Origin of the sequence: Natronococcus jeotgali DSM 18795, assembly GCF_000337695.1 — an archaeon.
GTDB lineage: Archaea > Halobacteriota > Halobacteria > Halobacteriales > Natrialbaceae > Natronococcus > Natronococcus jeotgali.
In genome coordinates, this window is record NZ_AOIA01000017.1 from 136,836 (window position 1) to 149,079 (window position 12,244).

Here is a 12,244-nt window from a genome sequence, read left to right on the forward strand (position 1 = left end):
ATAATCGTAGTTCACCGGTCGGTGACGGTTCGGGGGAGCGACCGATCCGCTGGCGGCCGAGCTCTGCGACGGGCGGTCCGACGCGCGCGAGAACTCCGGCGGTTCCTCCTCCCCGGGAACCGTCACGGACACATTTCCGTTCGGCCCCCGTCGGTTCGAGCATGAAACGCGTACTCGTTCCGCTGGACGGGTCGGAGTCGTCGTGGGCCGCGCTCGATCACGCCGCCGAGAGCTACGCGGGCGACCGGATCTCCGTGCTTCACGTCGTCGATCCCTCTCCTGGATCGTACGCGGGCGGCGGCTACTACTACGATCCCAACGCGCTCGATCGCGCCCGCGAGCGCGGCGAGGAACTCTGCGAGGACGCCCGCGAACGCCTCCGGGTGGCCGGCGTCCTCGAGTCGATCGCGTTCGATACCGCCGTCGAGGTCGGTGGCGTCTCCCGGACGATCCTCGAGTACGCGGAGACCGAAGACGTCGATCACGTCGTCGTCGGGAGTCACGGCCGAGAGGGGGTCTCCCGAATCCTGCTTGGCAGCGTGGCGGAGACGGTCGCCCGCCGGGCGCCGGTTCCGGTGACGATCGTCAGGTAGCCCGGTGGGCCGGACCGGCCGGCGTCGGGGACCGACACCGTCCGTAGCCGACGGGAAAACGGGACCCCTTCGATCCCGACGGGCGACTCGCGTCGACGCCCGGCCCCGATCGTCGGCGACCGCGCCATCGGCCGCGATCGAACGTATCGGTATCGATACCGGTAGATACCACTATGCGGCGGGGCGGCGTAGCGCCGACGTCCGACATGAACGACCGCATCCTCGTCCCCTACGACGGCTCGCCGCCCTCGGCGACCGCCCTCGAGTTCGCCCTCGAGACGTTCCCCGACGCCGACGTCACCGCGCTCCACGTCATCCAGATCCCGGAGGGGTACTGGGAAGCCTTCGAGGGCCCCGAGGTCCGCCTGCCGACCACCGAGAAGGCCCGCGAGTACGCCGCGGAGATCCTCGAGGGCGCCCGCGAACTCGCGGCGGAGCGCGACCGCGAGATCGACACCGAGATCCGCACCGGACAGCCGGAGGATCGGATCGTCGAGTGCGCCGAGAAGGAGGGGTACGACGTGATCGTCATGGGCAGCCACGGCCGCGAGGGGATCTCCCGGGTGTTGCTCGGCAGCGTCGCCGAGAACGTCGTCCGTCGTTCGCCGACGCCCGTTGTCGTCGCTCGCGACCCCGACGACGCCGGCCTCGAGTAACCCCTATAGCGCCTCGAGCAGGCCGTCGATCTCGTCGCGCGTGTTGAAGGCGTGGACCGAGATCCGGACCGCTTCCGGATAGGGGAGCGAGCGGACGACGATGTCCCGGTCGGCGAGCCGTTCGACCGTCGCCTCGGGATCGTCGACGTCGACGGTGACGAGCCCGGACTCGAAGGAACGCGGACTCAGCAGTCGATCCTCGGCCAGCCCCGCTTTGAGGCGGTCGGTAAGCGTCTCGATGCGGGACTCGATCGCGTCGGCGCCCAGTTCCCGGTGGAGGGCGATCGCCTCCCGGAGCCCGGCGTCGGTCGCGGGGGTGGTCGTCCCGACCTCGAACCGTCCCGCGCCGGGGGCGTACTCGTAGTCGGGTTCGCCTGGGTCGACGACGCTGCGATACCCGATCGCGCTCGGGACGTAGTCGTCCTCGACTCCCTCGCGGACGTACAGAAAGCCCGCGCCGAACGGTCCCAGCAGCCACTTGTGGCCCGCGCCGACGACGAGGTCGGCGCCCCACTCGCGGACGTCGACGGCCGTCTGGCCGGGCGACTGGACGGCGTCGACGAGCGTCGTCGCGCCCGCGTCCCGGGCGATCCCGACGAGTTCGCCGACCGGAAGCCGGGTTCCGTGGGTCCAGGTGATCGAGCTGAACTCGAACAGCGTCGCGTCCGCGACGGCTCGCTTGACGTTGTCGAGGTCGACTCGCCCGTCCTCGGTCTCGAGGACGCGAACCTCGACGCCGCACTCGCGCTCGAGCCGGCGCCAGGGGAGGATCCCGGCGGGATGCTCGAGGTCGGTCCGAACGACGACGTCGTCCTCGTCCCAGTCGATCGCCCCGGCGACGCGGTTGATCCCGTCGGTCGTGCTCTGGGTGAGCGCGATCTCGTCCTCGCCCGCGCCGAGCAGGTCGGCGACGGCGGGTTTCGTCGCCTCGTGGCTCTCCCCGGCCGCGACGTACATCCCGTCCTCGACGGGCGCCTCGTACTCGTGGTCCTCGAGGGCTGACTCGGCTGCCTCGACGACGCGCCGGGGGCTCGGTCCGCCCGCGCCCGTGTTGAAGTAGCTGGCGCGCTCGAGGGCCGGAATGTCCGCCCGGAGCCGTTCGTGATCCATAGCGATACCGTCGGCTCGCCGACCCCTAAGCGTTCGGCTCGACGGCCGAACGCGAATACCGGATCGCTCCCGTGGCCCAGCCTCGGGCGACACTCAGTGTGGGTCGTAAACTACCCCGCCCTACTCTCGCTCACGCAGTGCGCTCGGTCGCTCCTCGAGGACGGGGCTTCCCGTGGATTTCCGCATTTGCCGTCCCCGTGCTGGGCGTGGCGTCGATGCACGCCGACGGTTCACGGGTGGGAGTGTTCGTCCCGGCCTCGCTACTCCGCACCGCCTTCAAAAGCAGGTGCGGGAGACGCCCCAGAAACGGGGCTGTATGTATGGTTATGACAAGTGGTGTCTGTCCGGAGACCCGAAGCGTTTCTATTCGAGCGACTTTGCCCGATTGTGGAACTCACCGCTGCATTCGGGGCATTCTCCAGGGTTGGTTTCGGCCCGAACGATCTTCCCGCACTGGAGACACTCGTACTCGGACATCATTCCGGACGTATCTCCCTCGATGTCTTGATCGTGGGGCATACGCCCACCTTGTTTCGCCAGACACAAGTAATAACTGCAGAACTGGACCGAAATAGTATCAGCAGTGAAACAGATGCGTTCCGGACCGATGTGGTTCCGAACGACTCTCGGTCCGACACCCGACGGCAGTCAGCTGTCGCCGAGTCTGCGGATATTTGTGACTGGGTGTGGGAGCACGCTGCATGGCAGTCGTTTGGGTCGGGAACTACCCGTGGAACCGTAGCTTGTCCGGTGCGTGGCGTACGGATGGTTGTCTTCCCCGTCCCGGAGGTCGATGAACCGGTGTCAATTCACGTCAGCCTCGACGTCGTCGCCCTCGTCGCGGCCATCGTCGGCCTCGGTGTGGCGGCGCAGTTTCTCGCCGCGAAGTACCGAGTGCCGAGCGTGTTGTTTTTCATCTTCGCGGGCGTCGCCATCGGTCCCGAGGGCCTCGAGTTGATACCGTCCGACGTCGTCGGCGGTGCGCTCTCGACGATCGTCGGCGTGAGCGTCGCCGTCATCATCTTCGAGGGGACGTTTCGCCTCGAGTACGGGGCCATCCGGGAGGCGTCGAAGGCGGTCGGCCGGACGATCACGATCGGAGCGGTCATCGCGTTCGTCGGGACGAGTCTGACCGTGCGCCTCCTGCTGGGAGCGAGCTGGGACATCGCGTTTCTCGTCGGCGCGCTGCTGGTCGCCACCGGGCCGACGGTCATCGCGCCGATTCTCGCGGTGGTTCCCGTTCGCGAGGAGGTCGCCACGACGCTCGAAGTCGAAGGGATCGTAAACGACGTCACGGCCGCGGTGCTGGCGGTCGTCCTCTTCAAAGCCATGACGGCCCGGCACCTCTCGCCGAGCGGGTACGTGTGGCTCTTCGTCCAGCGTCTCGCGACGGGAGTGATCGTCGGATTCGTGGTCGCCGGGGTCGTCTGGTACCTCCTCACGCAGGTCGAACACCCATCGGAGACCGCGCCGCAAACGGCTCGGCTGCTCGTGCTGGCCGGTGCCGTCATCGCGTTCGCCGCCGCCGACTCGGTGTTCTCGGAAGCCGGGATCGTGGCCGCCGCCACTGCGGGATTCACCCTCGGAAGCCTCGAACTGCCCTATCGGGAGGAGATCCTGCAGTTCATACGGGACGTGACGTTTCTGGTCCTCTCGTTCGTCTTCATCACGCTCGCAGCGTTGCTCGAGTTCGCGGAACTCCTCGCACTGGGTGCCGCCGGGCTCGCAGTCGTTGCGGTCCTGATGGTCGTGATCCGTCCGCTGGCCGTCTTCGTCTCGACGGCCGGGGTCAGCTTCACGACGAGCGAACGGGTGTTTATGAGCTTCGTCGGTCCGCGGGGGATCATCCCGGCGTCGGTCGCGACGCTGTTCGCCGTCCGGCTGCGGACGGAGGCGCCTCCGTCCGACCCCTCGGGGGCGCACTTGCTGCTCGGCACCGTCTTTCTCGTCATTCTCGTCACGGTCGTCGTTGAAGCGGGCCTCGCGAGACGGGTCGCCAGCGTGCTCGGAGTAACCGAGTCGGAACGGTGAGTACCGTGCTCTCCGCGATTTGCGAGCCGCGTAGAGAATCGAAGTGCGAGTTGATCGGGTTCGCTACTCGCCGACCGGAGACTTGACGACCGTCACCGGGCGTTCGGACAGGTTCACGACCCGTTCGGCCACGCTGCCGAGCAGCCGTCGGTACTCGCCCGAACGGTTCTTCGAGCCGACCACCGTGAGTCCGACGTCGGCCTCGTCGCCGTACCTGAGGATCTCCTCGTGGGGGACGCCGTGGCGCACGACCTCGGTCGTCTCGACGCCGGCCTCCTCGGCCTGATCGGCGATCCCCGCGACCGCGTCCCGCCCCGCCTGCTCTAAGGCGCTCTCTAACCCCTCGAACTCGTGGACGTACTCGTCGCCGGGGTAGGAGCTGTAGGCGTCGGCGTCGACGACATAGAGGACGTGGAGTTCGGCGTCGTACCGGCGGGCGGCGTCGATCGCGTGATTGATCGCGTTGTCGATTCCGGCGCTCATGTCGGTCGGCAGCAGCAGTCGATCGTACATACGCGACCGAACGGGGTCGACCGCTATATTTCCGGCGTCTCTTTCCAGGAAGCTGGGAACACGAAACGGCCGAACGGCTCGCGGACGACCCGCTCGTTGCCAAGTCGCTGACGTATTTGGAGTCGGGATCCAAAGGCCGCGTACGGACCCGGCCCGGTTCGATTCCGTCTTCGGCCAGCTCGAGCGGGGCGAACTCGCCGTCAGGACCGATCCCGTCGACCCCCAAGCGGGCGATCCCGCGGTCGGGTACGCCGTCCTCGCGGGCGCGCTGTTCGCCGCGGCCGCAGCGTCGACGCTGCACGCCCGGCCCGACGAGATCCCGTCGCTACTCGCCGCGGTCGCCGCGATCGTTCAGTACGTTCGGTCGCGGCGGTGAGTCGCGGGCCGACGGCTCGCTCGCGATCGCCAGTCGTCCTGCGGACCTCCGTTTCCGCCACCCGAACTTATCCGCCCCGCAGGAGAACGGACGGGTATGTACGATCGGATCCTGGTTCCCACGGACGGCAGCGAGTACGCCGAGGACGCCGCCGAGCGGGCGTTCGCCCTCGCGGAGACGACCGACGCGTCGGTCCACGTCGTCTGCGTCGTCGACCGGGGGCCGCTGGGTTCCGTCCGGCTCCCCGGCGACGACGCCAGCGCCGCCGACGCGTTCGCCGAGCGGGCCGCGGAGTTCGTCGCCGTACTCGAGGAACGAGCTCGCGAGCGTGGCCTCGAGGTCGACACCGAGATCCGCGAGGGCGTCCCGGTCCAGGAGCTGCTGGCCTGCGCCGACGAGGTCGGCGCGGACGCCGTCGTCATGGGAACCCGGGGACGGGGCGGCGTCAGCCGGATGATGCTCGGCAGCGTCACCGACGGGGTTGTCAGACGGGGCGACGTCGACGTCCTCGTCGTCGGCGACTAGGGGTCGGGTCGCTGCCCGATCGCCCGCGAGCGCCGTCCGATCCCCCAGCCGAACAGCGCGAGGCCGACGAAGATTCCGATCGCCTGCAGGACGTACGCTTCCGGCAGCTGCTCGGGTGAGAGTCCCAGGGTCTCGAGCCCGAGGCTGACCAGAAGCGAGACTAACACGAGCGCGAGCCCGGCGTCGGCGCTGCGCATGCTCGGCAGCGCATCCGGCGAGGAGAACCCCCGCCCCAGCGCGTAGAAGACGAGCGTGAACGGTACCCAGCCGACGACGACGTACAGCACCGTCCGCGAGCCGTCGCCGAGGACGTCGCCCGGTACCAACACGCCGTAGACGAGCGCGACCGCGAGCAGGCTCACGACCAGCAACAGGGTGGCGCCCGGGTCGCTCCGCGAGTCCATCACCGACTGTTCGAACCCTGAACTGTTCAAACTACCGCTCCGATTCCGTCGGCTCAGGCCCCCCGAGCCAGTCGCGAATCCGTTCTGCGGTGTCGGACAGCAGGGCGACGGCGTCGGTAACGACCTCGACGGCGCCGAGCGGCAGGTGGGTGTCGCCGCGACTCCGGGCGTCGTGGACGTGATGACTGACGAGGCCGCCGTACCTCGAGAGGAAGCGCTCGACGCCGTCGTCCACGTGGGCGTGACAGACGGGAACCGGACCGACGTTTCGATCTCGCGGGCCAGCCTGTCGGGCATCGACAGCGACAGGCCGTGCTCCTGGCAGCCGACGTTTTTCGGCGCCGATCGGTCACTCCTCGGGCGCCTCGAGCAGCTCGAACAGCGGGTCGAACTCCTCGGGCAAGTTGTTGCGGACCTTCTCGAGGTTGCCCGCGGGGACGTCCTCGGCGACGACGGCGAGGAGCTGCTGGGCGTGGTAGTTGGCGTCGGCGCGATCGACGCCCTCGCGTTCGGCGACCCGGTCGAGAAACTCCTGGTAGTCGAACCGCTGGCCGTGCTGGGCCGCCGTCAGGTCTGTCTCTTATACACATCTCTGAGCNGCCCGCTCAGAGATGTGTATAAGAGACAGCCCTCCGGGAGCCGCTCGCCGAGCGTCGTCAACACCGCCCGCGTCGCCCGGACGGCCTGGCCGAACTGCGCGAACTCGAGTCTGTGCTGGACCTGTCCGACGAATTCCTTGTAGTTCATGCTGTGGCGGGCCGACGGCGATACCGGGCGTTCCGCCCGAGCTGTCGATCCGCAGACAGTACGCCCCGAAGCGGGATAAAGCTACTCGGCGGCGAGGGTCTCGGATACTGCCTCGCGGTCGCCGCTCCGGCGACCGCGACGAGAACACATCAAGAGTTATCGGGATCGCCCGCGCCGGTGTAGGCATGACGGAGTTTGCAGCCCGCGTCGAGCAGGTGTCGATCAGCGGTATCCGCGAAGTGTTCGAGGCCGCCGGCGAGGACGCGATCAACCTCGGCCTCGGCCAGCCGGACTTTCCGACGCCCGCCCACGCCCGCCGCGGGGCGATCGAGGCGATCGAGGCCGGACGAACGGACGCCTACACCTCGAACAAGGGGACGCGGTCGCTTCGCGAGGCGATCGCGACGAAGTACGATCGGGAGTACGGGATCGACGTCGACCCTGCCGACGTCGTCGCCACCTCGGGGGGCAGCGAGGCGTTACACCTCGCGCTCGAGGCCCACGTCGACCCCGGCGAGGAGGTGATCTTCCCCGATCCCGGGTTCGTCTCCTACGACGCGCTGACCAACATCGCGGGCGGGACGCCCAAACCCGTCGGACTGCGCGACGACCTCACGCTCGATCCCGCGACCGTCGAGGACGCGATCACCGACGAGACCGCGGCCTTCGTCGTCAACAGCCCTGCGAACCCGACGGGCGCGGTTCAAAGCGAGGCCGACATGCGCGAGTTCGCCCGCATCGCGGACGAGCACGACGTCCTCTGTCTCTCCGACGAGGTGTACGAACGGATCGTCTTCGAGGGCGAGCACCACTCGCCGCTGAAGTTCGCCGAAACCGACAACGTCGTCGTCGTCAGCGCTTGCTCGAAGACGTACTCGATGACGGGCTGGCGGCTGGGCTGGGTCGTCGGCTCCGAGCGGCGCATCGAACGGATGCTGCGGGTCCACCAGTACGCCCAGGCCTGCGCCTCCGCACCCGCCCAGTACGCCGCCGAGGCCGCGCTGACGGGCCCCCAGGAGCCCGTCGAGGAGATGGTCGCGGCCTTCGAGGAGCGCCGCGATCTGGTCGTCGACGGCCTCGAGGACGCGGGTCTCGAGGTCCCCACGCCGTCCGGGGCGTTCTACGTCATGCCGAAGGTACCCGAGGGCTGGTGCGAGGAGGTCCTCGAACGGGACGTGGTCGTCGTCCCCGGGGACGCCTTCGGCGCCAACGGCGAGGGGTACGCCCGCCTCTCCTACGCCACGAGTACGGAAGCGCTGAAGGAGGCCCTCGAGATCATCGACGACGCGACGCGAGCGGTCAGGTAGTCGCCCGGCCGCCGGCGCTCGGCTCGAAACCGGAACGGGGCGGCCGGCGGCGATCCGACGGTCCGGATCGGTTCAGTCGTTCGACGCCTCGCGGCGCGGTCGGAGCCAGCTTCGAACGCGGTCGGAGAGCGCGCCGGCGCTCAGCCCCGCGACGAACGAGAGGAGGCTCGGCAGGACGATCCAGAGGAGGTCGGGGTGTTCGGAACCGGTGTGCAACAGCGTGTTCAGCATCGACGGGACGTTCGTCGGTGGGGACTCTCAATGTGTCGATCCGAGGAAACACTTGCCTCGACGGACCGATCGTTCGGAATGACGCACCTTTTTGCGCCTCGCGTCGTGGTCACGATCACCATGCGAGCCGTCCGACTCTCGGAACACGGCGAACCGGACGTACTGCACGTCGAGGAGATCGACCGACCCGAACCCGGCCCCGGAGAGCTGCTCGTCGAGGTCGAGGCGGCGGGCGTCAACCCCGTCGACACCTACTTCCGCGACGGCTCCTACGAACCCGTCGACGTCCCGTTCACCCCGGGGGTCGACTTCGCCGGAACGGTCGTCGAGACCGGCGACGGGGTCGCGGACTTCGCTACGGGCGACCGCGTCTACGGGACGGGGATCGGGAACGGCGGCTTCCAGGGCTCCTACGCCGAGTACGCCGCGGCGCCGACCGATCGGGTCGTCCACCTTCCCGACGGGGTCGAGGCCCGCCAGGCGGGCGCGGCCGGCGTCGTCGGCGTCACCGCCTGGCGCGCGCTGATCGACCACGCCGACCTCGAGCCCGCCGAGTACTGTCTCGTACACGGCGGCTCCGGCGGCGTCGGCCACGCGGCCGTCCAGATCGCCGACGCCGTCAGCGCCCGTGTGCTGACGACCGCCTCCGAGCGGTACCGCGACGCCCTCGCGAAGCTGGGCGCCGACGCCGTGCTCGACTACGGCCGCGACGACCTCGCCGACGCGGTCCTCGAGGAGAGCGACGGCGGCGTCGACGCGGTCCTCGATCACCGGCTGGACGACTACCTCCAGTTCGACGCCGACGTCGCGGCGACGGGCTGTCGGGTCGTCGGCATCGGCGAGAACAGCCCCGACCCCGCGTTCACGAACGACGGCGCGGCCCGCTCGAAGGACGTCAGCTATCAGTTCATGAGTATGTTCAACACGCCCGATCTGCGGGTCCCGCTGCGGGGCGTGGCCCACCTCATGGAGACCGGGCGACTCGCGATCGAACTCGATCGCAGCTACGACCTCGAGGAGGCCGCGCAGGCCCAGCGGGACGTGATGAACGAGAGCGTGTTCGGCAAGCTCGTCCTCGAGCCGTAGCGTTACGCGAGTTCGGCGAGGGCCTCCATCGTCGTCTCCTTTTCCGCGTCGGTCATCCCGTCGACGAAGCCGAACCGAACGGCGTCGACGCCGTCGATCGCGGCGTACTCGCGGACCCACTCGCGGACCTCCTCGGGGGTCCCCGCGGGCGCCAGCTCGTCGAGGACCTCGTCGGGGAGCCGCGCGGCCATCGCGTCGGTGTCCCGGTCTTCCCAGGCCTCGCGGACGTCTGCGACGACGTCGGGATATCCCTGCTCGGCGACGGAGTCGCCGTAGTAGGGGCCGTAGGCGCCGAGCATGAAAGCGACGGTCTTGCGGGCGCGCTCGCGAGCACGCTCGCGGTCATCCGAGGCGATTCCGCGGACGATCGGGCTCACGCGGAGTTCGTCCAGGTCCCTGTCGGCGAGCTCGGCGCCCCGGCGGAGGTCCTCGAGCCGATCCTCGAGGCCCGACCCGGTGAACAGCTGGGGCGCCCAGCCGTCGCCGAACCGCCCCGCCATCTCGGTCGCTTTCGGGCCAAGGGTAGCGAGGTCGATCGGCGGCGGGCGCTCGGGGAGCTCGCGCTCGTAGTTGAGGCCAGCGATCTCGAAGATTTCGCCCTCGTAGGCGGAGGTCCCGTCCTCGTAGACCCCCCTGACGATCTCGATCGCCTCCCGGGTGCGCCGCAGCGGGCGGTCGAACGACTCGCCGTGCCAGCGCTCGGTGATCGCGGGCGAGCTCGGTCCGAGCCCGATCCGGTATCGGCCCTCCGAGGCGTCGTGCAGCGCCAGCGCGGTCTGGGCCAGCAGCGCCGGCGACCGCCCGAACGGCGAGATCACGTCGTTCGAGATCCCGAGTTCGTCGGTCCGGTCGGCGATCAGCGTCAGCGCCGGGACGATGTTCCATCCCGTCGTCTCGCCCGTCGAGATGCGGTCGAATCCCAACTGCTCGGCCCGGACGGCCCGGTCGGCGACGTCCTGCGGTCGGTCGTAGTCGCCGAGCCGAACGAGCAGGTCCAGCCGTGCGTTCACGCCGCTCGCCTCCGCGGTGGTCCTCGGTGCATACCTGTCACCACTGACCGCGTCACCTATTGGCTTAACGGTGCGGCGCAGGTCCCCCTCGAGCCGCACCGGCTCGTTCGTCTCCGGGACGCGTGCGAGGAGCGCGTCGTTCCGTCCCGCGGCGGGGACGCGGACGCTCGCGTCGGTCACGACGACAGCACGTCCGCACACAGCTCGCGGGCCGCCGCGAGGTGTGCGGCCGCGTCCTCGCGGTCGGGATCCTCGACCTCCGAGAGCAGCCGCTGGACCTGACGCACGCGATCGCGGGCCGTCTTCGGATCGACGTCGTCCGCCGCGGCGTCCCGGGCGACGGCCTCCGCCTCGCCGAGCCAGCGGTTCGTCCGCGGATCGAGCGCCACCTCGGCGGTCGCCTCGAGACGACCGCGAAGCGCCTCGAGGCGCTCCTCGAGGGACTGTTCGGCGGGAGCATCCAGCGCGTCGGTCACGGTCGACCGAACGGGCTCGAGCCCGATCACCGTTGTCCCGGCCCTCGGGCCCTTCGTCTCCCGAGAGTGGGGCCAACGTTGATACCGGTCGTAAACGTTGTGTTAGTATGATACATCGTGTTTAGGTAAGCGAATTCAACCAGACAGCGACGGCTTGACGCCACGTTTCGGTGGTTGTCGGCTCGACATGACTGTCGAAAGCGATGATCCGCTGAGGTGGAGTCGAATACCTACCTCCATCAGCCGACGCGGTGTCCGCTCTCGCTCTACAAAATCTAATCCGATCCAGTCGCTACAACCGCTGAGGCTGGTGGTTTCTGCCATGAACCAGCTGGGAATCGTCCCGTCACATCCTTCAGCCTCAACTAAACACGACCCTTTCGTGAAACCAAACCTATTTGCTCTCGGCCGAGACCGCTCCGTAGCAGTGGCTCAACGCGGCTCAGTTCTGAGACCCTCCGTCATCGAACGCAGACCCATCAGCTCGTTTGGGTCTGGAGTAGAAGTTAAGCAGACCCGTGAGTAACAGGCTCTATGGACGACGAATCGGAGCAGCCAGACGCTGGAAACGACCTGCAACGAAGCGCCGACGACTACACCCGGGATGCCCGTCCCCCTCCTGTGGAAATCCTGGAGATGGAGTTCGTGTACGAGGCACTGGCCCATCCGAGACGGCGCTACCTTTGTTACTCGCTTCTCTCCAGTTCTCACTGGACGCTGACGGAACTGGCGACGAAACTCGTCGCCTGGGAGCGAGACATCCCTGAAGAGGACGTTGACGAGGTCAACCGCAACGAGATGTACGTCTCACTCTACCACGCCCACGTCCCCAAGTTGGTCGAGTTAGACATCGTCGAGTACGAGAACGGCGGGGAGAAGGTCGTCGTCGCGGACACAAACGCCCCGCAGGTGCTCGCGGCTCTGGAAGGTGCCGGGGCGAGTATCGATGCGTCACAGGAAACCCACGCACAGAATGATTACGAACAGGAGTGACCACTAATGGATGAGAAGCGATCTGATTCAAATCCCCCAAGCGAGACCGGCGAGAAAGACAGTGAGACTTCCCCCACCGACGACACCTTAGACGCACCAACGCCAAAGAGTCCACCAAATGGTCGCTGGACGTTCGTGACGCAGGCCCACTACGACCCCGACGAACCCCTGTCTCTTATACACATC

15 protein-coding genes and 4 pseudogenes are annotated in these 12,244 nt (G+C 68.1%); 9 read left to right on the forward strand and 10 right to left on the reverse strand.

Translation table 11 applies throughout. From position 1 onward, the window contains the following. Positions 1–161 precede the first annotated feature (161 nt). Positions 162–593 carry a universal stress protein gene (locus C492_RS01165; protein WP_008419730.1) on the forward strand — a complete coding sequence of 144 codons (432 nt, stop codon included), beginning with the start codon at positions 162–164 and terminating at the stop codon, positions 591–593. 206 nt (positions 594–799) lie between these two features. Continuing rightward, the gene (locus C492_RS01170) at positions 800–1,249 is read left to right on the forward strand and encodes a universal stress protein (protein ID WP_049892588.1); all 450 of its coding nucleotides are present in this window, start codon (positions 800–802) and stop codon (positions 1,247–1,249) included. A 3-nt stretch (positions 1,250–1,252) separates the two neighbouring features. Here the strand turns inward: C492_RS01170 and C492_RS01175 are convergent, their stop codons facing one another. Beyond that, complete coding sequence (locus C492_RS01175; protein ID WP_008419732.1) at positions 1,253–2,359, reverse strand: aminotransferase class V-fold PLP-dependent enzyme; 1,107 nt, start codon at positions 2,357–2,359, stop codon at positions 1,253–1,255. A 363-nt stretch (positions 2,360–2,722) separates the two neighbouring features. Next, positions 2,723–2,878: a rubrerythrin-like domain-containing protein gene (locus C492_RS23380; RefSeq protein WP_152424779.1), complete on the reverse strand. Its 156-nt coding sequence runs from the start codon at positions 2,876–2,878 to the stop codon at positions 2,723–2,725. A 282-nt stretch (positions 2,879–3,160) separates the two neighbouring features. Here C492_RS23380 and C492_RS01180 point away from each other — a divergent pair, with 282 nt between their 5' ends. Next, the gene (locus tag C492_RS01180; RefSeq protein WP_049892590.1) at positions 3,161–4,390 is read left to right on the forward strand and encodes a cation:proton antiporter; all 1,230 of its coding nucleotides are present in this window, start codon (positions 3,161–3,163) and stop codon (positions 4,388–4,390) included. A gap of 63 nt (positions 4,391–4,453) precedes the next feature. On the opposite strand, the gene C492_RS01185 is transcribed toward C492_RS01180, so the two are convergent. After that, on the reverse strand, positions 4,454–4,903 hold the full coding sequence (locus tag C492_RS01185) for a universal stress protein (protein WP_008419734.1): 450 nt from the start codon (positions 4,901–4,903) through the stop codon (positions 4,454–4,456). A 148-nt stretch (positions 4,904–5,051) separates the two neighbouring features. On the opposite strand from C492_RS01185, the pseudogene C492_RS25060 reads away from it, so the two are divergent. Both C492_RS25060 and C492_RS01190 read left to right on the forward strand, forming a co-directional pair. Continuing rightward, positions 5,052–5,279, forward strand: a pseudogene (locus C492_RS25060) (ABC1 kinase family protein); the annotation flags it as partial. Between the two features lie 96 nt (positions 5,280–5,375). Further along, the gene (locus tag C492_RS01190) at positions 5,376–5,804 is read left to right on the forward strand and encodes a universal stress protein (protein ID WP_008419736.1); all 429 of its coding nucleotides are present in this window, start codon (positions 5,376–5,378) and stop codon (positions 5,802–5,804) included. Here C492_RS01190 and C492_RS01195 read toward each other — a convergent pair. The 3 genes and pseudogenes from C492_RS01195 to C492_RS22010 form a co-directional block, all read right to left on the reverse strand. Beyond that, entirely contained in the window at positions 5,801–6,208 is a 408-nt protein-coding gene (locus C492_RS01195) for a hypothetical protein (RefSeq protein WP_008419737.1), read from the reverse strand. The two genes, C492_RS01190 and C492_RS01195, sit on opposite strands and share 4 nt — an antisense overlap. 31 nt (positions 6,209–6,239) lie before the next feature. Next, positions 6,240–6,544: pseudogene (locus tag C492_RS01200) on the reverse strand (sugar phosphate isomerase/epimerase family protein); the annotation flags it as partial. A 13-nt stretch (positions 6,545–6,557) separates the two neighbouring features. Further along, a pseudogene (locus tag C492_RS22010) lies at positions 6,558–6,955 on the reverse strand (DUF2267 domain-containing protein). Between the two features lie 185 nt (positions 6,956–7,140). On the opposite strand from C492_RS22010, the gene C492_RS01210 reads away from it, so the two are divergent. Further along, positions 7,141–8,262, forward strand: coding sequence for a pyridoxal phosphate-dependent aminotransferase (locus C492_RS01210; protein WP_008419742.1), 1,122 nt, complete (start codon positions 7,141–7,143; stop codon positions 8,260–8,262). 72 nt (positions 8,263–8,334) lie between these two features. On the opposite strand, the gene C492_RS24380 is transcribed toward C492_RS01210, so the two are convergent. Further along, positions 8,335–8,493, reverse strand: a complete 159-nt coding sequence (locus C492_RS24380; protein ID WP_008419744.1) for a hypothetical protein — start codon at positions 8,491–8,493, stop codon at positions 8,335–8,337. 120 nt (positions 8,494–8,613) lie between these two features. Here C492_RS24380 and C492_RS01215 point away from each other — a divergent pair, with 120 nt between their 5' ends. Continuing rightward, positions 8,614–9,579 (forward strand): NADPH:quinone reductase, encoded by a 966-nt coding sequence (locus tag C492_RS01215; RefSeq protein WP_008419745.1) that lies wholly within the window; start codon positions 8,614–8,616, stop codon positions 9,577–9,579. A 2-nt stretch (positions 9,580–9,581) separates the two neighbouring features. Here the strand turns inward: C492_RS01215 and C492_RS01220 are convergent, their stop codons facing one another. The 3 genes and pseudogenes from C492_RS01220 to C492_RS23270 all read right to left on the reverse strand — a co-directional run. Next, positions 9,582–10,589, reverse strand: a complete 1,008-nt coding sequence (locus tag C492_RS01220) for a TIGR04024 family LLM class F420-dependent oxidoreductase (RefSeq protein ID WP_049892591.1) — start codon at positions 10,587–10,589, stop codon at positions 9,582–9,584. 176 nt (positions 10,590–10,765) lie between these two features. Then, positions 10,766–11,065 carry a hypothetical protein gene (locus tag C492_RS01225; protein WP_239643370.1) on the reverse strand — a complete coding sequence of 100 codons (300 nt, stop codon included), beginning with the start codon at positions 11,063–11,065 and terminating at the stop codon, positions 10,766–10,768. A 147-nt stretch (positions 11,066–11,212) separates the two neighbouring features. Next, a pseudogene (locus C492_RS23270) lies at positions 11,213–11,389 on the reverse strand (IS6 family transposase); the annotation flags it as partial. Positions 11,390–11,599: 210 nt separating this feature from the next. Here C492_RS23270 and C492_RS01230 point away from each other — a divergent pair. Together C492_RS01230 and C492_RS24940 are read left to right on the forward strand one after the other, a co-directional pair. After that, positions 11,600–12,058: a DUF7344 domain-containing protein gene (locus C492_RS01230; protein WP_008419751.1), complete on the forward strand. Its 459-nt coding sequence runs from the start codon at positions 11,600–11,602 to the stop codon at positions 12,056–12,058. 6 nt (positions 12,059–12,064) lie between these two features. Continuing rightward, the coding region (locus C492_RS24940; protein WP_204365594.1) for a hypothetical protein at positions 12,065–12,244 on the forward strand (180 nt) is incomplete at its 3' end.

Coding starts and splice junctions, on each gene's coding strand:
- C492_RS01165 (WP_008419730.1), top strand. CDS start 162: ATGAAACGCGTACTCGTTCCGCTGGACGGGTCGGAGTCGTCGTGGGCC.
- C492_RS01170 (WP_049892588.1), top strand. CDS start 800: ATGAACGACCGCATCCTCGTCCCCTACGACGGCTCGCCGCCCTCGGCG.
- C492_RS01175 (WP_008419732.1), bottom strand. CDS start 2,359: ATGGATCACGAACGGCTCCGGGCGGACATTCCGGCCCTCGAGCGCGCC.
- C492_RS23380 (WP_152424779.1), bottom strand. CDS start 2,878: ATGCCCCACGATCAAGACATCGAGGGAGATACGTCCGGAATGATGTCC.
- C492_RS01185 (WP_008419734.1), bottom strand. CDS start 4,903: ATGTACGATCGACTGCTGCTGCCGACCGACATGAGCGCCGGAATCGAC.
- C492_RS01190 (WP_008419736.1), top strand. CDS start 5,376: ATGTACGATCGGATCCTGGTTCCCACGGACGGCAGCGAGTACGCCGAG.
- C492_RS01195 (WP_008419737.1), bottom strand. CDS start 6,208: ATGGACTCGCGGAGCGACCCGGGCGCCACCCTGTTGCTGGTCGTGAGC.
- C492_RS01210 (WP_008419742.1), top strand. CDS start 7,141: ATGACGGAGTTTGCAGCCCGCGTCGAGCAGGTGTCGATCAGCGGTATC.
- C492_RS24380 (WP_008419744.1), bottom strand. CDS start 8,493: ATGCTGAACACGCTGTTGCACACCGGTTCCGAACACCCCGACCTCCTC.
- C492_RS01215 (WP_008419745.1), top strand. CDS start 8,614: ATGCGAGCCGTCCGACTCTCGGAACACGGCGAACCGGACGTACTGCAC.
- C492_RS01230 (WP_008419751.1), top strand. CDS start 11,600: ATGGACGACGAATCGGAGCAGCCAGACGCTGGAAACGACCTGCAACGA.